Genomic DNA, 20419 nt, shown 5'->3' with positions numbered 1-20419 from the left:
TGCTTTGGACACGCCAAAGCGACAACATTTTATTGCAGAAATTTTTCATATTCATAATACTCAGGATAAGATGCGAGCGTTTCTTGACACGATTCACAAATCGTTTTTATATATATATTTCCATTCTCATGAAAATGAATCATCTCTACTACTTCTTGCTCTGTTAGTTGAAATAAAACGTCGCTATATACTTTTTCTGCGGTAACGGAGCCTACATTACTCCCGCAATGTCTGCAATAATAATATCCTTCCATACTAGCCTCCTAAAAATCCAATTACCACTAGTATGGGTAAAAACTAAACAAAATATTCCAAACCATACCCTTAACTATTGAAAGTATTCATGATTTGAAGAAACGGTTTATTTAACCATTCTTCGCATGCATCTGCCGCTTTTTCAATAGAATGATTTACATCAGGAATTTCTTCCGATGTAAAGCGTCCTAATACGTAATCTACTACCTTCATTCCATTTTTCGGACGATCAATTCCCATACGGATACGTTGAAACTCTTGTGTTCCTAAATGTGAAATTGTTGATTTCACACCATTATGTCCACCAGCACTACCTTTCATACGAAGGCGTAATTTACCTACAGGGATGTCTAAATCATCGTACAGAACAACAAAGTCCTCTACATCAATTTTATAGTAATCCATAAGTGGACGAATACTTTCCCCAGATAAATTCATATATGTAAGTGGCTTTAGTAAGATTACTTTTTCTCCATTAACAAACCCTGCACCAAATACCCCTTTAAATTTTTGTTCGTTTAAAGAAATATTCCAACGCTTTGCAAGTTCATCAATCGCCATAAACCCAATATTATGCCTTGTTAATTCATATTCTCTACCCGGGTTCCCAAGTCCTACTATCAATTTCATTCTTGTACCACTACTTTCTTTTTTCGATACGAAAAGACGTAACCAATCTTGGTTACGTCTCATTCTATCCAATTAATTGAATAATACACTTACAGATTCTTCTTCGTATACACGAATGATCGCTTCTCCGATTAGTGGAGCAACTGAAAGTTCATGTACTTTGTCGATTTTCTTCTCTTCTGGTAATACGATAGAGTTTGTTACAACTAACTCTTTAATATTTGAGTTTTGGATACGTTCAATTGCTGGACCAGATAATACTGGGTGTGTACAGCAAGCATATACTTCAGAAGCACCGTTCTCAACAAGAGCGTTCGCTGCTAATGTAATTGTACCAGCTGTATCAATGATGTCATCAATTAAAATTGCTGTTTTACCTTCAATATTACCGATAATGTTCATTACCTCTGATACGTTCGGGCGAGGACGACGCTTATCAATAATAGCGATTGGCGCTTTTAGGCGATCTGCCATTTTTCTAGCACGAGTTACCCCACCGTGGTCAGGTGACACGATTACGATATCTTTAAGACCTTTTGTTTCAAAGTAATCTGAAAGAATTGGTACACCCATTAAGTGGTCGATTGGGATATCAAAGAACCCTTGAATTTGTGGAGCATGTAAATCTAGAGTGATTACACGAGTTGCACCTGCTGTTTCAAGCAAGTTTGCTACAAGTTTCGATGTAATTGGTTCACGAGAACGCGCTTTACGGTCTTGACGCGCATAACCATAATAAGGAATAACAATATTAATTGTTTTTGCAGATGCACGTTTTAATGCATCGATCATAATAAGTAATTCCATGATATGTTCGTTTACTGGGAAGCTTGTAGATTGAATAATGAATACATCGCAACCACGGATACTTTCTTCAATGTTAATTTGAACTTCTCCATCACTAAAACGATCAACAGAACATTTTCCTAGTCCTACTCCAATGTGCTTTGCAATTTGCTCAGCAAGTTCCTTATTAGAGTTTAAAGAGAATACTTTCAAATTAGAATTTAGATATTGAGTCGACATCTAGATTAACCCTCCACATTATGATTTTTTCTTATTCAGCAATTGATCAACATAGTCTTCTTTGTTAACTTGACGTGCACGTGCTACAGATAATGCTTTTGATGGAACATTCTCTGTAATTGTAGAGCCTGCTGCCACATAAGCACCATCTTCAACTGTTACAGGAGCAACAAGGTTTGAATTACATCCAATAAATACCCCGTTACCAATCACAGTTTTGAATTTATTCTTACCGTCATAGTTCACCGTAATTGAACCACAACCAAGATTCACGTCTTCTCCAACTTGTGCATCCCCGATATAACTTAAGTGTGAAGCTTTACTTCTATTACCAAAAACAGTTTTTTTGATTTCCACGAAGTTTCCAACGCGTACTTCATCTCCAATAACTGAATCTGGGCGAATGTGTGCAAATGGACCAACCGATACTTCTGTACCAAGCTTACTATCATGTACAGTAGATTGACGAATTGTCGTACGATCTCCAATTTCACTATCACGAATTACTGTATGTGGTCCAATTTCACAATCAGAACCAATTACAGTGTTCCCCTCAATAATTGTTCCTGGATGAAGAACTGTATCACTACCGATAATTGCATCAGCAGAAATATACGTGTTACTTGGATCAATAATTGTAACACCATTTACCATGTTCTTTCGGTTGATACGGTTTTTCATAATAATTTCCGCTTGCGATAGAGCGACTCTGTCGTTAACACCTAACGTTTCATCGAAGTGCTCTGTTTGATAAGCTGATACAATATGACCTTCATTTTTTAAAATCTCAATAACATCTGGCAGGTAATATTCACCTTGTACGTTATCATTTGAAACTTTAGAAAGTGAGGCGAATAAAGCTTTATTATCAAAACAATACGTACCTGTATTGATTTCTTTAATAGCTAATTCCTTCTCATTTGCATCCTTATGCTCAACAATCTTTTCAACATGACCATTCTCATTACGAACGATACGACCATATCCAGCAGGTTCTTCTATGTAAGCTGTTAGCACCGTCGCCATTGCCCCTGCTTCTTTATGTTGCTGAAGCAATGCTTCCATCGTTTCAGCAGTTATTAGCGGTGTATCACCACAAATAACTAAAGTTGTTCCTTCTTCATTTGCAAGTACACTTGCAGCTTGATCTACAGCATGCGCTGTACCCAGTTGTTCTGCTTGTAATGCAAACTCACTTATGTTTCCTAGCTGTTCTTGTACCATTTCAGCACCATGTCCTACGACTGTTACAAGTTTCTGCAATCCTAATTGAGATACTTGATCGACAACATGTTGTACCATAGGTTTTCCACATACAGGATGAAGCACTTTGTATAGCTTAGACTTCATACGTGTGCCCTTGCCTGCAGCTAGAATCACTGCAAATCTGTTTGACATATAGACCCTCCATCGCAACCTATTTATCCATTAACGATATTATCCTAAATCATCATATATTTCAAGAAACACATTTTAACTATTAAATTTTACCATAATTCTTATAAGATGTTTTACTCTTTAGTATCTTTTTTAAGAAATAAGCTATACTATTTAAAATGATTTTGAAAAAATTAGAAGTTTTCCTCTTTGTTTTTTTGAATTTAGAATTTTCCGAACTATAAATATATATAAACACAAAAAAACAAACTCCTGTAAATGCTTACAGGAGTTTGTTGCAAAATTATAGGGCTTTCTTTAAAAAGCCCTTGTCATTCGAATTTTACGAAGCGCCCGCTTCTTCAAACTCAACCTCTTCTAACTCGCCTAAACGGTGATACTCTGTTAAAACCGCATCTTGAATTTTAGAGCGTGTATTAGAATTAATTGGATGTGCAATGTCACGGAATTCTCCATCCGGAGTACGTTTACTTGGCATTGCTACAAATAATCCATTATTACCATCAATTACACGAATATCATGAACAACAAATTCATGGTCTAGAGTAATAGAGGCAATTGCTCTCATGCGGCCTTCTGTGTTTACGCGGCGTAATCTTACGTCAGTCACTTCCATCTTGTGTTCACCACCCTTTTCTAAATAAGCGATATATTTGTATAAATTCCACAAAATTTCTATTTTCCCTTTAATTTTTTAAAAATTTTTAAGATAAAAATTTTTAATGTAATTGAATATAGAGATTAGTGGACGTTATCGCTTACAAAGAATCACTTAACTAGGGCAATTACTTCGATTTCAACTGAAACATCTTTCGGTAATTTTGCTACTTGTACACAAGAACGAGCTGGCTTATGAGTAGAGAAATAAGAGCCATATACTTCATTAACAGCATTAAAATCATCCATATCTTTTAAGAATACTGTTGTTTTTACTACGGTATCAAATGAAGCACCCGCTTCTTCTAATACTGCTTGTAAATTTTGAAACACTTGCTCTGTTTGTACTGTCACGTCTCCTGCTACAAGCTCTCCACCTGCAGTTAACGGAATTTGTCCTGAGCTATAAAACATATTATTTACAATAATCCCTTGTGAATATGGTCCAATAGCTTGTGGTGCATTGTTTGTTTGAACAACTTTCATTTTTTTCACCCTTTTATTATTTATTTTTACTCTTTAAAAATAGTGCACGAAAAGCAGTTTGTCCATCTATTTTATAATTTATAAATAGAATAAAAAAAAGATAAAGCTATCTGCTTTACCTTTTTACTCAGCCTCTACAAGCCCTTCCTCAAATGGTGCCAGTGAATAATTTCCCTTTTCCACTTGAATCGCTTTTTCCTTCACATCAACTTCTGAAAGACGAATTAATGATACAAAATTATTAATTAATCTTTCTTCAATATCCGTGGATTCTACTAATACACCAATACCAACAACATTAGCCTTAAACTCTTCTAACATACTTATCATACCTTGAATTGTCCCGCCAGCTTTCATGAAGTCATCAATAATTAAAACATTTGATCCTTCTGGAAGGCTACGCTTTGCTAACGTCATTGTTTGAATTCGCTTAGAAGAACCTGATACATAGTTAATACTAACTGTTGGTCCCTCTGTTACCTTATTGTCTTTCCTTGCAATTACTACCGGTACATCTAAATAATTTGCCACTGCATAAGCAAGTGGAATCCCCTTTGTTGCCACTGTCATAACCGCATCAATTGGTTGCCTAGCAAAAACAGAAGCAAACAAACGACCTGCGCCATTAATATGACGAGGATTACTTAAAAGATCTGTCATATATAAGTAACCACCAGGCAAAATACGATCTGGATTTTCAAATAAGCTACAAAGCTCATCAATAATTAGATCTGCCTCTTCCTCACTTATATATGGTATATATTTCACTCCTCCTGCTGCTCCTGGTATCGTTTGCAATGTGCCGACCCCTTGTTGTTCAAACGTTTGCTTAATAATAACTAAATCTTCACTAATAGAAGACTTAGCTGATTGATACCTTTCAGCAAAAAAAGTGAGAGAAACTAGCTGACGAGGGTTTTGTAACAAGTAATAAGTCATATCAACTAACCTTGTACTTCGTCTAATTTTCATACTCTCACCTCAAATCACGAATATTCTAAACAAATCATAACGTATTATACGTCTTTATTCAAGCGTTTCTCGCTCTCCCAATAAACGTACTGCGTATACTTGTTCGCAAAATCCTTTTAACCCGTTATATATACGATGCATTCGCGAATCATGGTGCACAAGGCCAAATACGGTTGGGCCACTTCCACTCATTAATACGGCATCCGCTCCAAATCGCTTCATCTGTGCCTTAATACGTGCAACTTCAGGGTGCATCGCAAACGTTACATCTTCTAAAACGTTACCAACAGTATCACAAATCCCTTTGTAGTCCCCAGCATTTATGACATCAACCATTTTATCTACATTTGGATGTGTAACTCGATTTAATTTTAAATTTCCATACACATCAGCAGTAGATACACCAATATGTGGTTTTGCTAAAATAACCCAACAAGAAGGCGGAGTTTTTATATGCTCAATTTGCTCTCCTCTTCCAGTGGCAATTGCTGTTCCACCATATACGCAAAACGATACATCTGACCCAATTTCTGCGCCAAGCTCTGCTAACTGGTCAATTGTAAGCCCTAAATTCCATAATTTATTAAGACCACGTAATGTCGCTGCTGCATCACTACTTCCACCCGCTAATCCAGCTGCTACTGGAATCGTTTTTTCAATAGTAATAGATACGCCTTTTTTCACATTAAACTTCTCTTTTAATAATTTCGCTGCTTGATAAGCTAAATTCCTTTGGTCGTCTGGGACATACCGATTATGGGATAAAATTTCAATACGGTCTTCTGCTAATTCCATTAGTTCTAAACGATCCGCTAAATCAATTGTTGTCATAATCATTTTCACTTCATGATATCCGTCTTGTCTTTTTCCCAGTACATCTAACGACAGATTAATCTTTGCTGGTGCTTTCACTAGTAGCTTCAATCTATTCACCCACTCTATGTACTCAATCTTTTATCGTTTATTTTACCATAAATTTATAGTAAGACGATGACACTTCCCTAATTATAACGAAAAGCATTCAGAATGAAACTACTTATGTAAAATGATGGCACCTTTTATAGTACAAAAAGCCGAGGAATCACTCCTCGGCTACCGTAGCATAGAAAGTATCTTACAACTACTGGTTTTGTTTCATTAATTGCTGTTCTGCAATTTCTATAGCGCGTTTCACCATGTTACCAGCATCTTTCGCACGAATTCCGCCCCAGCCTTCTTTCTGAACAACATCATAAAAGCCTAGCTCTTTTGCAAGCTCTTCTTTAAATTGATTTGACATGACACCTCTTCGTCTACTCAATGCAAAGTCCCTCCTTATTTTGCTACGGTATAATTAGTATGCAAAATAATATAGCTTTTCATTTGTGGGAATATATGTAACGATACATAAATTATAAAATCACTTCATTATGAGGGTCACCATAAAATGTTAACTCTACTGTCTCTGTTAAAACATCCGCATAGCTATACGATACACGTTGCAACGCATCTTCTTGCTGATCCAGTTGTACAACAAAAACAGAACGGTACGTTTCTGCAAGTACACCTGATTGTTCTACAGTCTTTCTTCTCCCACTATTTGCCTTTAACATCAGTCTCTGTCCAAGATGGTGATCTAATTCGCTTTTAATTTCATCTAAACGTTTTGACATATACTTCGTTACACCTCGCTGTAATTTAGATTGAACACTTAAAACACGATATATCTATCCCAATTATTAACCGCAACTCACAGACAATATCATTATAAAAGCATCATGCGTTCGAATAGATAGAAGAAATACTATATTGTAAAAGTATCATTATGTAGTCTGTACGTTCTTGTCTCTTTTTATCCAAGCTGATTTAAATCCTTTCCATACAAAAAAGCAAGATACATATGTACCTTGCTTATTCTTCATAATGTTGAAAGGGTAATCCAGTTCGTAAAATCCCCCTCGTCTCAATCCCGCCAAGTCCCTTTTCGCCAGTAATCGTATTACGTACAACATCCCATACGTTGACTCTCTCCATAAATGACGTAAAACTAATTTTACCAACCACATATACAGGATCTAGCGCGTGAATATTAATTCTAGATGGTGAACTAGCAAAATTAGCACCTGCTCGAATTAATGCTTCAAAGTGTGATTGACATGCTCCAGCAAAAATAACGAGTTGATCCAATGATGGATATTTTTTTCGCACTTCTCGAACAGCCTGTACAAAATGTCTTGAATGCCTATATGCTGCTAAATCTCCCTTTACCCCTTTGGATTTTGTATACGCATCGTGCCCTGTAATAACTAAAATGTCCGGGCGAAAATGATCTATTAAATCTACTACCTTTTCATGCATCTCTGTTTCTTTACAATGAATACCTTGTACAGGAACACCAATTTTATTATATAAGTCTAGGCACTTGCGCAAATATAACGGGTCTCCATCTATGTGCAATACACGTCCTGGCATTTGAAAATAATTCACCTCACTTGTATATCCACCGGTTGAAGTATGTTCATGCCTTTGTTTCATTAATACATAATCTTGTTGAAACAAACGATACGTACGCTCCATTGTTTCTTTCTCACGCTTCGCTCTTTTTTTATGTTCTCGTTGATCTATACTAATTAAGTCTTCAAGTGGCGCATCCGCCACCAATCTAATTTCCTCTCCAAACAATATAGCTATCTCGCCTTTTATTTCTATAATACGAAAAAGGATATCCCTATTATGAGAATATCGTTCCACTAATTCTCCAACATGTAAAGCCATTCTCCTACCTCCAAACTCGTTAGGCCATCTTACCTGTTTTTAAAGTATGAATTTAGGAGAGGAAAGGTGACAAAAGGGACAGTTCAAGTTGAACTGTCCCTTTTATATCCTTATGACAATTTATGAAGAACTAATGCATTACTTAATGTTGCAAACTCTTCAATAGATAGCGTTTCGCCTCTTCGTTTTGGATCAATTTCTACTTCTGTTAAAATTCGATCTAACAGCTCTTTATCTTTCGGGAAACCATTTAAATTATTTGATAAATTATTCATTAAAGTTTTACGACGCTGTGCAAAACTTGCTCGTACTACTTCAAAGAAGAAATTCTCATCTGTTACTTCTACAACTGGTTTCGGACGTTTTAGAAGACGGATAATTGCAGAATCAACATTTGGTTGTGGTACAAACACTGTACGTGGTACAGTCATAACTGTTTCTACCTCTGTATAATACTGAATAGCAATTGATAAAGAACCATACTCTTTCGTTCCAGGTTTAGCAGCTAAACGATCCCCAACTTCTTTTTGCATCATAACAACAAATCCACGAACCGGTAATTTCTCTTCCAGCAATTTAAATAAAATTGGCGTTGTAATATAGTATGGTAAGTTAGCTACTACCATTACATCTTGCCCTTCCTCAAATTGCTCACTAAACACCTCATGTACATCTGCCTTTAGTACATCTTTATTTATAACTGTAACGTTGCTATATGGAGCTAATGTCTCATCTAAAATCGGTAACAATCTCTGATCAATTTCAAAAGCTACTACTTTTTTAGCACGCTTCGCTAATTGTTCTGTTAACGCACCGATACCTGGTCCAATTTCAATTGCACCACTTTCTGAACCAATTTCAGCGTGATCAACGATACGATTTAATACATTCGTATCAATTAAAAAATTTTGTCCTAAACTCTTTTTGAATGAAAATCCATACTTTTCAACAATGTCTTTCGTACGATTTGGCGTTGCGATATCCTTCATTTTCTTTCCTCCTGTATGACTTGCTTATAAGCTTCTGCAAACGATTCTTTTGAAACTTGAAACATTTGTAAACGTTTATGTAACTGTTTTGCATTTGTATAACCAATCTTTAATAGCTTACCCATTCTTTCTCTGCGACTCTTTGCCATTTCTCCGCCCACTAAGCCTGCATCGACTAGATCGCTCCAACTAATTTCACTTGTGTAAGCTTCCATTTCTTCATGTATATTCTCTAAAGCACGGCGAATTGATTCATTAGAAGCATGTTCAATTCCGACGCCTTTTTTCCTTTTAGCAAGTGCTTCTTCCTTCGGTAAAAAAGCATGTTTACATCCCGGAACCTTATCAGAAATAATTTTTCGAATACGCTCTCCAGGATAATCCGGATCTGTGAAAATAATAACGCCTCTTTTTTGCAGCGCTAATTTAACTTGCTCAATAACATGATCACCGATTGCTGAACCGTTCGTTTCAATTGTATCCGCATCAACAGCACGCTTAATCGCAACTGTATCATCTTTACCTTCTACAACGATAATCTCTTTAATTTTCATGCTTGCCTCCACACTCGTTTCGTCTCTACTTAGTAAAACAAAAAAATGACGACTTTTCCATTATTATTTTCCCCATTCTTACATTTTAAAAATAGAATGTCCAAAACTTTGTTCTCTCTCCTTATTGTAACACTCTCTCATTCGACCCTATTTTTTCACAAAAATAAAAAAGAATGGGTTCTCCCACTCCTTTTTATTCAACACCAAATAAAGCTTTTGCATTTTTTGTTGTTATTTCTGCTACATCCTCATAAGAAATTCCTTTTAAGCTCGCAATTTCTTCTGCTACAAGTTTTACATAGCTCGGTTCATTTCGTTTCCCTCGAAATGGATGTGGTGTTAAATATGGACAATCCGTCTCGATTAACAATTTTTCTAATGGAATCTCTGCAGCAACTTCTTTCGGTTTCTTAGCATTCTTAAATGTAACCGGTCCGCCTAATGAAATTAAAAAGTTCATATCTACACATCGCTGCGCTACTTCTACGCTGCCGCTAAAGCAATGCATAATACCTCCCACTTCAGCCGCATTCTCTTCTTCCAGAATATCAACAATATCTTGAGTTGCATCGCGGTTATGTATAATAATCGGCAATTTTACCTTTTTTGCTAATGTAATTTGTTTACGGAATACTTCCTTCTGTATTTCTTTTGGAGACTTATCCCAGTGATAATCTAAGCCCATTTCTCCAAGGGCAACGACTTTAGGATGGGAAGCAAGTTCTTCTAACCACGCTAAATGCTCTTCTGTCATGTCGATTGCATCAACTGGATGCCATCCAACCGCAGCGTAAATAAAATCATAGGCTTCGGCTAATTCAATCGCCTTTTTTATCGTTACTTCATCAAAACCAACAACAACTGTATAAGCAACTCCCGCTTCTTTCATTCGTGCAATAACTTCTTGCAAATCTTCTTCAAATTGCTCTGCATTCAAATGTGAATGTGTATCAAACAACATAATGCATAACTCCTTTTATATTGAAATCAAATTTATTCTACACAAATAAACTCTTTAATAACTTAACGATAACAATACTACAATCTTAATGCAAAAATAGAGAATGTAAAAAGAAAAAAGACGCTTCACACATGTTACACGTGAAACATCTCTTTTCTTGTCTTAATTACTTGATTTTTGTACCATTTGGTAATTTTTGGTCTATTGATACTAATGACAATACGCCATTCTCTTCACCCGCTAAAATCATACCTTGTGATAATTCACCGCGTAATTTTACAGGTTTTAAGTTTGTTACACAAATAACCTTTTTACCTTTTAGTTCTTCTGGCGAATAGAATTTTGCAATCCCAGAAACGACTTGACGCTTTTCCGTTCCTAAGTCTAGCTGGATTTTCAACAACTTATCTGCTTTTTTCACAGGTTCAGCAGATAGTACTTCTGCTACGCGTAATTCTACTTTAAAGAAATCATCAATTGTAATTTCTTCTGCCTTCGGTTCTTCTTCTTTTTTCTCTTCTATTTTAGGAGCAGAGCTTTTCATTTGTTCCTTAATGTACTCTACTTCCACTTCCATTTCTAAGCGAGGGAAAATTGGGTTTCCTTTTTCTACTTTTGTTCCAGCTGGAATACAGCCAATTGTAGATAGGCTTTCCCAAGATTTATGTGCTTCATCAGTAAGACCAAGCTGAGCGAACATCTTGCTTGGTGCTACTGTTAAGAATGGCATAAGCATAATACCTGTTTGACGAAGTACTTCTGCTAAATGAGCCATTACAGAAGCTAACTTTTCACGATCACTCTCATCTTTTGCTAATACCCATGGTTGTGTTTCATCGATATATTTATTCGTACGGCTAACCAATTGCCAAATTGAACTTAGCGCTACAGAGAATTCCATATTCTCCATTGCCTCTTCTACTTTTTTCAATGTATCTTTTGCAAACGTTACTAATGTTTCATCAAATTCCGTTACATTTGCTTTAAATGCAGGGATTTCCCCGTTAAAGTACTTATCAATCATAGCTACTGTACGATTTAATAAGTTACCTAAGTCATTTGCTAGATCGAAATTAATACGCTCAACAAATCCTTCTGGTGTGAATACACCATCAGATCCGAATGGAACTTCACGAAGTAAGTAATAACGTAATGCATCTAATCCATAACGATCGATTAATGTAACTGGATCTACTACGTTTCCTTTTGACTTACTCATCTTTCCATCCTTCATTAAAATCCAACCGTGAGCAAAGACTTTTTTCGGAAGAGGTAAATCTAATGCCATTAAAATGATTGGCCAATAAATTGTATGGAAACGAACGATTTCTTTTCCAACTAAATGCACGTCTGCTGGCCAGAATTTCTTATACATCTCTTCATTTTCTGTTCCATAACCTAATGCTGTAATGTAGTTAGATAATGCGTCAACCCATACGTAAATAACGTGTTTCGGATTACCTGGAACACGAACTCCCCAGTCAAATGAAGTACGAGAAACTGCTAAATCTTCTAAGCCTGGTTTAATGAAGTTATTAATCATTTCATTCTTACGAGACTCTGGCTGAATGAAATGTGGATTATCTTCATAGAATTTTAATAGTCTGTCGACATATTTACCCATTCTAAAGAAATATGATTCTTCACGAACAAGTTCTACATCATGACCACTATCTGGACTTTTTCCTCCAACTACTTTGTCACCTTCCATAATTGGATCTACTAATTGATGCTCCGTATAGAATGTCTCATCTTGTACAGAATACCAACCTTCATATTCATCAAGATAAATATCACCTTGATCTACTAGTTGCTTGAAGATTTTTTCAACAACGTCTTTATGACGATCTTCAGTTGTACGAATAAAATCATCATAAGAGATATCCATCTTCTCCCAAAGTTCTTTAATTCCTGCAACGATATTATCCACATATGCTTGTGGTGTAATATTTAATTCTTCTGCTTTTTTTTGGATCTTCTGTCCATGCTCATCAGTTCCTGTTAAATAATGAACATTGTATCCTTGCATACGCTTATATCGTGCCATTGCATCTCCTGCTACTGTCGTATAAGCATGTCCAATGTGTAATTTTCCACTTGGATAATAAATTGGGGTAGTAATATAAAAGGATTTTTTTTCCTCTGTCATTGTTTTGGACCTCCCGGATAACCTCATATGTATTTATAAATAGTATATCAAAAACTTATATATAAAGTGAAACTTTAATCTGTGGGGGTGTTCACTCACGCGGATTATTAGCCCGCACCAATCGGGCTTTTATAAGCAGCTCGACTCCCACTTAACTTCTTTGCTCCAGTCAAATTTTGAATTTGGAATCTTACTGCTCGGCAAATAGCAGGATAAAAACGAGTTAATGACTAGTATCTTTATCATCTATTACTCATATTTCAAGAAAATATACAATCGTCACTCGAAGTTTATATTTTTTTCAGAAAATAAAGTGAAATAATAGTAGAAATTACTCCCATTCTATTATATATAAGAAGTAAGAACTCTATAAATCTTTTTAAAAAATATAGAATTAAAGAATTGACGGAAATGTAAATGATTGGTATCATATGTCCATAGGGTATTTTGTCGAAAAATGACGAATCTAAAAATAGACTCGAAACTTATAAACTATTTCTTTAGGAGGAAAAGAATTATGAAATCTACTGGTATCGTTCGTAAAGTTGATGAATTAGGTCGTGTAGTAATTCCAATCGAATTACGCCGTACGTTAGGTATTGCAGAAAAGGATGCACTTGAAATCTATGTTGATGACGAGAAAATCATCTTAAAAAAATATAAACCAAACATGACTTGCCAAGTAACTGGTGAAGTATCTGATGGTAACCTATCTTTAGCTGAAGGTAAAATTATCTTAAGCAAAGAAGGCGCTGAGCAAATCTTAAACGAACTTCAAGATTATATCGAAACAGCAAAATAAGCTTCTCAATTATGAGAAGCTTATTTTTTATCGACATGATAGATTTGATATACATCGCGTTTCGACAAATCTCGATCTTTAGCGACTGTTTTTATCGCCTCTTTTGAATTCATACCTTTTTCATTTATATAATGTTCAATATGATTATATACTGAAATAGATTCCCACCATTGTTCTTCTGGGGCAGGTTCTTCCGTTGAACCAGCTACTAAAATACAAAACTCGCCACGAACTTCATTTTGTTTCGTCCACTCAATTGCTTCTTCGATTGTCCCTCGAATAAATTCCTCAAATTTTTTCGTTAACTCTCGACATAATACAATTTCTCTATTTCCCAACACTTCTTGCATCGAGATTAAAGTATCATCTAAACGATGAGGTGCTTCATAAAACATTATTGTAGGTTGTACATAACGAAGCTTCTCTAACTCCATTTTTCTTTCTTTTTTATTTCTTTTTAAAAATCCATAGAAATAAAACTGTTTTGTTTCAAGACCTGATGCAATTAATGCTGTAAGTGCTGCATTTGCCCCAGGAAGCGGGATAACATGATACTGTTCCGCTACAGCCTCTACAACAATATCGTAACCAGGGTCTGAAATACACGGCATACCAGCATCACTCACAATGGCTACAGTCTTACCATCTGCTAACTTATCTAAAATTTTTCGTCCACTTACTTCTTTGTTATGTTCATGGTAACTCATCACAGGTGTTTCAATTTCAAAATAATTACAAAGCTTCTTCGTTTGCCTTGTATCCTCCGCTGCAATAACATCTACTTCTTTTAAAATTCGAATTGCACGAAATGTCATATCCTCTAAATTTCCAATTGGAGTTGGTACTAAATATAATACTCCCTTTTCATTTTGCTGAAAGCTTTTTTGTTGCCACATATGGTTCTCCTTTTTGCATATATTCTTCTTTTTGTTTTCTATTTAATTGTTTAAAATAATACTCTGCTTGCATAGCTGTACGCTTATCCTCATGGTCTTCTACGTATTTTAAAACAACAGGAAGTCTAGCACGTGTATACCTAGCCCCTTTCCCGCTATTATGGGTCTGAATCCGCTTCTCTATATGATTTGTATATCCAGCATAATAACTTCCATCAGAGCACTCCACTACATAAAAACAATGCTTATTCTTCTCCATATAAAATTGAACGAATCTCCTTTGTATATTCATTATTTTCTTCATATACAAAAAGAGGTGGCAATATTTTTAAATCTGCATTTCCGTCCTTAATTCCTTCAATTAGCAATGTATTCGCTTCTTTTCCTGCCTTAGGATAAACAAATCGTACACGTTTTGGTTCAATTTTGTATTTACGCATTAATGTAACAATGTCTAGTAAACGACCTGGACGATGTACAAATGCCACTTTCCCGCCCTGTTTTACTAGCTGACTGCTTGCAGATACAACATCCTCTAATGTACACATAATTTCATGACGAGCTATTGCTAAATGTTCATTCATATTTTTCTCAGAAGTTGCAGGTGTTTGAAAATACGGCGGATTACATGTGACAACATCATATTGATGGCGTCCAAGTTTCTCCGGCATATCTTTTAAATCCCCATGTATTAAGTGAATTCTTTCTTCTAACTTATTGTATTGAACGCTTCTTATTCCCATATCATATAAACGTTCTTGAATTTCCACCCCTGTAATATTCCCTTTCGTTCTCGTACTCAACAGAAGGGGTACAACTGCGTTACCTGTACACAGATCAAGTAAATTACCTTTTTGAATTGGCACCCAAGCAAAGTCTGCAAGTAAAACAGCATCTAATGAAAAATTAAATACCGATGGACTTTGTATAATTTTCATTTCTTGTGCTAATAAGTAATCTAAACGTTCATCTTCATATAATTTCATATATTACTCCTTTTCTTACCCTTAACCTACCCTATTTCATCTTCTACTAATTAAAAACATATTTCATTCTACTCTCATGTATAAAAAATTACCTTTCCAATTATCATTGGAAAGGTAATTTCACTTTTTATTTAAAAATGACAGGCAGAATAAACAATCGCCCTCTTTACGTACACTTCCATAATGCAGATTACAAATATGAAAACCTTCTTGATATAGTCTTGCTAAATTATCGTAGCCTTCACCAATATCTGTCTTCGGCTTCACTTCTTTACGTTTTTGGGTTTTTTGTTTTTCCTTAATCTGCACTTCTTCAAAGCGGTGTCGCAAATTTTCATTTTCCATTTTTATATGTTGGTTTTCTTCCAACAACTCTGCAAGATGTTGTTTTAATTCTCCCAACTGTTTGTATAAATGTCCAATTTGCTCTTCCATACTAGAAACCGATGCAAAAATATCTTTTTTCTCCACAAGCACCCACCTCATTAATCTGTGGTTTGACTCGAAACGACCCCTTTATTCATTAACTCATCTAACGTATATTCTACTATCCGTTCCTTGTCTACTAGTTCCACTTGAATTAATCTTTCTAAAATATTTAATCCGATAACACGGCCAGTACCATGCGGGGTTTGTATACGTTGATCTAAATCAGGAAGTTGTTCCTTTGCTGCCTCATACTCATCATTCTCATATTTTAAGCAACACATTAAGCGACCACATAAACCAGAGATTTTTGCAGGATTTAATGATAAATTTTGATCCTTTGCCATCTTAATGGATACAGGTTCAAAATCTCCTAAAAAAGTAGAACAACAAAGCATACGACCACATGGACCAATACCACCAAGCATCTTTGCTTCATCACGAACACCGATTTGTCTTAGTTCAATTCTTGTCCTAAAAATTGCCGCTAAGTCCTTCACTAGTTCGCGGAAATCAATCCGACCATCCGCAGTAAAGTAGAAAATAATCTTATTGCGATCGAACGTATACTCTACATCTACAAGTTTCATATCAAGATTATGTTCTACTACCTTTTGCTGACAAACTTGATATGCTTCTTTCGCAGCATGTTTGTTCTCTTCAACAATGGTACGATCATTTTCATTAGCAATACGAATAACCTTTTTTAGCGGTAACACAACGTCGTTTTCATCAACTTGCTTTTTGGTAATAACTACTTTTCCGTATTCAATACCTCTTACTGTTTCTACAATTACAAACTCATTTTCAGAGATATCGAACTGATTCGGGTCAAAGTAATACACCTTTCCGGCCTTCTTAAAGCGAACACCTACTACATCATACAAAACGGTCATCCCTCCTGCAACCGCAACACTAACTGTTCGAACACAAGCTGCGCATTTACATTAGCGTTGATTCTATTTTTTGCCTCTAATATATTAAAGAGAGCTGATACAATGCGCTTCTGAGCATAGGAGAAAGATTCAAACATCTCTTTCTGCTCATGAAAAACAAGACGATCTTCTTCTCCAAGTTGAACATATAATAAATCCTTATAAATAAGGAGTAACATATCTAAACCTTGCTGTAATTGTTCTTTCTCTCCAAAGTGCTTTCCCCATTTTTCTTGTACAAAAAAAATAGAGGCTTTGTCTTTTTCGAGCGCTTCACATAATTTTATCACTAAAGCTCGTGCTTGTGCAAACCATTCATCACTACATAAAGCTAAAGCTTCATCAAAACTATTCGTGAGTTGTGCAGCAAGTGTCGCTAAAGATGCCGTAATACCTTCATCCTGTAATCTTCTAATTAAAGATTCCGTAGGTAACGGTCTAAATGTAACAACTTGACAGCGGGATAAAATCGTATTTAAAATTTGATGACTTTGTTCAGTAAGTAAAATGGCTGTTGTATCACTACTTGGTTCTTCTAAAAATTTCAAGAGTGTATTCGCTGCATTTGCTGTCATGCGGTCTGCGTGCTCAATAATATATACTTTTTTATTTGCTTCTAATCCTGTTTTTGAAAACTCGTCTTGTAAATCATGAATTTGCTGCTTCTTAATCGATAATCCGTCTGGTTTTACAATATGTAAGTTTGGGTGGTTTCCTGAATCAATTCGCTTACAATTTGTACATACATGACAGGGCTCTACCCCGTTCCGCTGAGAACAGAGGAAACTCTTTGCCATTTGAATTGCTGTCGCAAACTTTCCTGTCCCTTTCCCTCCCTCTAACAAGTAAGCGTGGGATATACGCTCTTTTGCAATGCTATTCATCAACATTTTTACACCGATGGGTTGTATAGCAGAAAGCTGCTCCCACGTCTTCGTCATAATGCATACCTCACTTATTTCATTCTTTCCTTCTATTATAACAATTTATCTTCTATAATCTGAACAACTTCTTCTATAAGTTTTTCCATTGGTTGATCAGCATTTACCAATACAATACGATCTGAGAAACGTTCTACAACTTGTAAATATCCTTCACGAACACGTTTATGGAAAGAGATATCTTCCATATCTAATCGATTCACTTCACGTCCTGCATCTTTTTCAATTCGAGCTAAACCAATCTCTGGTTCAATGTCTAAGTAAATTGTTAAACTAGGCATACAGTCCTCTGTTGCAAAGCGATTTATTTCAAATACTTTATCCATACCTAATCCTCTTGCATATCCTTGATACGCTAAGGAGCTATCTATAAAACGATCACATAATACAAGGTAGCCCTCGTTAAGCGCCGGCATAACTTTTTCTACTAAATGTTGTCTGCGTGCAGCAGCATATAAAAGTGCCTCTGTACGTGCTTCCATCATCGTATATTCTTGTTTATGTAAAATCGTTCTAATATCCTCAGAAATTGCAATACCACCTGGTTCTCTCGTCGCCATTACCTTTTGTTCTTTTTGTTCAAAGTATGGCAATAAACTTTGAATTAACGTTGTTTTACCCGAACCTTCTGGACCTTCAATTGTTACAAATAATCCCTTCATCCTAAAACCTACTTTCTATATCATACACTTTCATATATTTCGTACTACCTTGAAAACGAGCGCCCGCTTTCTCTAAATACATAATTTGCTCTTTATGTTCTGAAGTAATTCTTTCCCCGTACATAATCAATGGAATTCCAGGTGGATACGGAATTATCATTTCCGCCGCTATCATACCAACTGCTTCTTCTACAGATACTACTTTTGTTTCATATCCTTCTAGTTGTTTATATGTATACGGTAAAGGAGAAATTTCTCCTTTATAAGTATAACGAATAGATTCCCTCTTGTCTTTGACCTCATAATGTTGCAATGCCACTCGAATCATCTCTATGGCCTTCATATACTCCTTATTTGCTTGCAAGGGCAAAATAAATAGGACATTATATGGATCTGCCATTTCCGTATATATACCGACCTTTTCAAATACAGACTGTAATTCGTATCCTGATAACTGACAACGTGTCTGTACGGTAACCTTTAACTCGTCTTGTAATGGATATTGTAAAATAGCTATTTGTGGAATAGAAGACAATTCTTCTTTAAATCCCCGTAAAAACTTGACAATTTCATCATGTCCCTCTTCTTTTATACGCGCTATTGTAAAACGTGCAATATCAAGAGAAGTCATAATTGGATATGATGGACTACTAGATTGTAGCATACTTAAATAGGTAGAAACTTTTTCTTCTTTCACTAAATTACTATTTATATGTAAATAGGATCCCATCGTCATCGCCGGTAATGTTTTATGTGCAGAATGAACTACAATATCTGCCCCATATGCTAACGCTGACTTTGGAAATGCTCCACCTAAGCAAAAATGAGCGCCATGTGCTTCATCTACTAAAACAGGAATTTTATGTGCATGTGCATAACCAATACTTGCTTCTAGATCTACCCCCATACCATAATAATTAGGATGTGTTAAAATGAGTGCTTTAGCATTTGGATATTTTTCAATCGCTTCCTTAATAACCTCATTATGAATTCCCACTGGTACGTTATAAGCTTCATCAATCCATGGATCTAAAAAAAGCGGATTTGCTCCCGCTAATTTTAAACCATTAATAATTGATTTATGACAATTTCTTTGTACAAGAACAATATCATGTTCCCCACAACAAGACAAAATCATTGCTAGGTTCCCCACTGTTGAACCATTAATTAAAAAATAACTTTTTTCCACTCCATATACATCAGCTAATAATTGTTGTGCCTCATCTATACATTCAAATGGACTATGTAAATCATCTAATCCTGACAACTCAGTTACATCGATAGATAGTATATCTTTAAACCCCTCTACTGCCTCCTGAGGGAAGTTTAAACCACTTTTATGTCCTGGAACATGAAAGGATAACGGCCCTCTTTCTTTAAACTCTATTAATGCCTCATATAAAGGTATGCGATTTTGATTCATTTATATCTCTTCCTTATTATTTCATTCTTTATCTATTATACAGAACAAAAAAAATAATAGGCATATGCCTATTTAAAAATATGATACTTCTAATTTCCGAAGCTGTTTTAAATAATATATATACTTCGGATCATTTGTCTCCGTATTCACCATATCCTTTTCACATTCATAACATATCAAATTATTATAAATATATATCCCTTCTTTTCTTTCTGTCTCACAAACAATACAAACTTCATTTTGTGATTTCATATCTTGCCCTCCCTATTTAAATGGACATATTTTATACTCCTATTCCTTAACAATTTACAGAAAAATATACATCAATCTCTTATATAATATGATTCACCCTTGGGCAACGTGTTTGTATTACGATTACTTCTTTTTGCGCGCTGTTTGAAAACACAAAAAAACACGAATCATTTGATTCGTGTTTTAGCTTGCTTGGCGACGTCCTACTCTCACAGGGACAAGGTCCCAACTACCATCGGCGCTAGAGAGCTTAACTTCCGTGTTC

25 protein-coding genes are annotated in these 20419 nt (G+C 35.5%); 1 reads left to right on the top strand and 24 read right to left on the bottom strand.

Annotation, left to right across the window (positions count from 1 at the left end):
• Positions 1-29 precede the first annotated feature (29 nt).
• The 15 genes from ACQVV1_RS28215 to metG all read right to left on the bottom strand — a co-directional run bounded on the left by ACQVV1_RS28215 (position 30) and on the right by metG (position 12831).
• Entirely contained in the window at positions 30-254 is a 225-nt protein-coding gene (locus ACQVV1_RS28215) for an anti-sigma-F factor Fin family protein (RefSeq protein ID WP_000399441.1), read from the bottom strand.
• Positions 255-324: 70 nt separating this feature from the next.
• Positions 325-885, bottom strand: a complete 561-nt coding sequence (gene pth, locus ACQVV1_RS28210) for an aminoacyl-tRNA hydrolase (RefSeq protein WP_001979768.1) — start codon at positions 883-885, stop codon at positions 325-327.
• A gap of 72 nt (positions 886-957) precedes the next feature.
• The gene (locus ACQVV1_RS28205) at positions 958-1911 is read right to left on the bottom strand and encodes a ribose-phosphate diphosphokinase (protein WP_000107420.1); all 954 of its coding nucleotides are present in this window, start codon (positions 1909-1911) and stop codon (positions 958-960) included.
• Between the two features lie 18 nt (positions 1912-1929).
• Complete coding sequence (glmU, locus tag ACQVV1_RS28200; protein WP_063222205.1) at positions 1930-3309, bottom strand: bifunctional UDP-N-acetylglucosamine diphosphorylase/glucosamine-1-phosphate N-acetyltransferase GlmU; 1380 nt, start codon at positions 3307-3309, stop codon at positions 1930-1932.
• 322 nt (positions 3310-3631) lie between these two features.
• Positions 3632-3925, bottom strand: coding sequence for a septation regulator SpoVG (spoVG, locus tag ACQVV1_RS28195; protein WP_000454042.1), 294 nt, complete (start codon positions 3923-3925; stop codon positions 3632-3634).
• 152 nt (positions 3926-4077) lie between these two features.
• Positions 4078-4452, bottom strand: a complete 375-nt coding sequence (locus tag ACQVV1_RS28190; RefSeq protein ID WP_242256555.1) for a RidA family protein — start codon at positions 4450-4452, stop codon at positions 4078-4080.
• Positions 4453-4575: 123 nt separating this feature from the next.
• Positions 4576-5424: a pur operon repressor gene (gene purR / locus ACQVV1_RS28185; RefSeq protein WP_063222203.1), complete on the bottom strand. Its 849-nt coding sequence runs from the start codon at positions 5422-5424 to the stop codon at positions 4576-4578.
• A 54-nt stretch (positions 5425-5478) separates the two neighbouring features.
• The gene (ispE, locus tag ACQVV1_RS28180; protein WP_000772094.1) at positions 5479-6348 is read right to left on the bottom strand and encodes a 4-(cytidine 5'-diphospho)-2-C-methyl-D-erythritol kinase; all 870 of its coding nucleotides are present in this window, start codon (positions 6346-6348) and stop codon (positions 5479-5481) included.
• Between the two features lie 196 nt (positions 6349-6544).
• Positions 6545-6724, bottom strand: a complete 180-nt coding sequence (sspF, locus tag ACQVV1_RS28175; RefSeq protein ID WP_001985066.1) for an acid-soluble spore protein SspF — start codon at positions 6722-6724, stop codon at positions 6545-6547.
• A gap of 91 nt (positions 6725-6815) precedes the next feature.
• Complete coding sequence (gene veg, locus ACQVV1_RS28170; protein WP_000044347.1) at positions 6816-7076, bottom strand: biofilm formation stimulator Veg; 261 nt, start codon at positions 7074-7076, stop codon at positions 6816-6818.
• A gap of 238 nt (positions 7077-7314) precedes the next feature.
• Positions 7315-8178 (bottom strand): sporulation peptidase YabG, encoded by an 864-nt coding sequence (yabG, locus tag ACQVV1_RS28165; protein ID WP_001173738.1) that lies wholly within the window; start codon positions 8176-8178, stop codon positions 7315-7317.
• Between the two features lie 110 nt (positions 8179-8288).
• Positions 8289-9167: a 16S rRNA (adenine(1518)-N(6)/adenine(1519)-N(6))-dimethyltransferase RsmA gene (gene rsmA / locus ACQVV1_RS28160; protein WP_063222202.1), complete on the bottom strand. Its 879-nt coding sequence runs from the start codon at positions 9165-9167 to the stop codon at positions 8289-8291.
• Positions 9164-9721 (bottom strand): ribonuclease M5, encoded by a 558-nt coding sequence (gene rnmV, locus ACQVV1_RS28155; RefSeq protein WP_000692830.1) that lies wholly within the window; start codon positions 9719-9721, stop codon positions 9164-9166. The genes rsmA and rnmV overlap by 4 nt, the downstream gene beginning before the upstream one ends.
• Before the next feature lie 193 nt (positions 9722-9914).
• The gene (locus tag ACQVV1_RS28150; RefSeq protein ID WP_242256556.1) at positions 9915-10682 is read right to left on the bottom strand and encodes a TatD family hydrolase; all 768 of its coding nucleotides are present in this window, start codon (positions 10680-10682) and stop codon (positions 9915-9917) included.
• Between the two features lie 166 nt (positions 10683-10848).
• Complete coding sequence (gene metG, locus ACQVV1_RS28145) at positions 10849-12831, bottom strand: methionine--tRNA ligase (RefSeq protein WP_242256557.1); 1983 nt, start codon at positions 12829-12831, stop codon at positions 10849-10851.
• A 517-nt stretch (positions 12832-13348) separates the two neighbouring features.
• Here metG and abrB point away from each other — a divergent pair.
• Positions 13349-13633, top strand: a complete 285-nt coding sequence (gene abrB, locus ACQVV1_RS28140) for a transition state genes transcriptional regulator AbrB (protein WP_000843036.1) — start codon at positions 13349-13351, stop codon at positions 13631-13633.
• Positions 13634-13653: 20 nt separating this feature from the next.
• On the opposite strand, the gene rsmI is transcribed toward abrB, so the two are convergent.
• From rsmI to ACQVV1_RS28095, 9 genes are all read right to left on the bottom strand, one after another.
• Entirely contained in the window at positions 13654-14529 is an 876-nt protein-coding gene (rsmI, locus tag ACQVV1_RS28135) for a 16S rRNA (cytidine(1402)-2'-O)-methyltransferase (RefSeq protein ID WP_242256558.1), read from the bottom strand.
• Positions 14498-14788, bottom strand: a complete 291-nt coding sequence (locus ACQVV1_RS28130; protein WP_060629172.1) for a GIY-YIG nuclease family protein — start codon at positions 14786-14788, stop codon at positions 14498-14500. Before ACQVV1_RS28130 ends, rsmI begins: the two co-directional genes overlap by 32 nt.
• Entirely contained in the window at positions 14775-15515 is a 741-nt protein-coding gene (locus ACQVV1_RS28125; protein ID WP_063222197.1) for a tRNA1(Val) (adenine(37)-N6)-methyltransferase, read from the bottom strand. The genes ACQVV1_RS28130 and ACQVV1_RS28125 overlap by 14 nt, the downstream gene beginning before the upstream one ends.
• Positions 15516-15635: 120 nt before the next feature.
• Positions 15636-15986, bottom strand: coding sequence for a DNA replication initiation control protein YabA (gene yabA / locus ACQVV1_RS28120; RefSeq protein WP_000412056.1), 351 nt, complete (start codon positions 15984-15986; stop codon positions 15636-15638).
• Between the two features lie 14 nt (positions 15987-16000).
• Positions 16001-16828 carry a PSP1 domain-containing protein gene (locus tag ACQVV1_RS28115; RefSeq protein ID WP_063222223.1) on the bottom strand — a complete coding sequence of 276 codons (828 nt, stop codon included), beginning with the start codon at positions 16826-16828 and terminating at the stop codon, positions 16001-16003.
• A 5-nt stretch (positions 16829-16833) separates the two neighbouring features.
• Positions 16834-17817: a DNA polymerase III subunit delta' gene (gene holB / locus ACQVV1_RS28110; protein WP_063222196.1), complete on the bottom strand. Its 984-nt coding sequence runs from the start codon at positions 17815-17817 to the stop codon at positions 16834-16836.
• A gap of 35 nt (positions 17818-17852) precedes the next feature.
• The gene (tmk, locus tag ACQVV1_RS28105; protein WP_097952521.1) at positions 17853-18479 is read right to left on the bottom strand and encodes a dTMP kinase; all 627 of its coding nucleotides are present in this window, start codon (positions 18477-18479) and stop codon (positions 17853-17855) included.
• 1 nt (position 18480) lies between these two features.
• Positions 18481-19902 carry an aminotransferase class I/II-fold pyridoxal phosphate-dependent enzyme gene (locus tag ACQVV1_RS28100; protein ID WP_242256560.1) on the bottom strand — a complete coding sequence of 474 codons (1422 nt, stop codon included), beginning with the start codon at positions 19900-19902 and terminating at the stop codon, positions 18481-18483.
• A gap of 72 nt (positions 19903-19974) precedes the next feature.
• The gene (locus ACQVV1_RS28095) at positions 19975-20154 is read right to left on the bottom strand and encodes a sigma factor G inhibitor Gin (protein ID WP_060629167.1); all 180 of its coding nucleotides are present in this window, start codon (positions 20152-20154) and stop codon (positions 19975-19977) included.
• Positions 20155-20419: the final 265 nt, after the last annotated feature.

The organism is Bacillus basilensis (genome assembly GCF_050630465.1).
Classification (GTDB): Bacteria; Bacillota; Bacilli; order Bacillales; family Bacillaceae_G; genus Bacillus_A; species Bacillus_A basilensis.
This window is presented reverse-complemented; position numbering and strand designations above follow the sequence as displayed.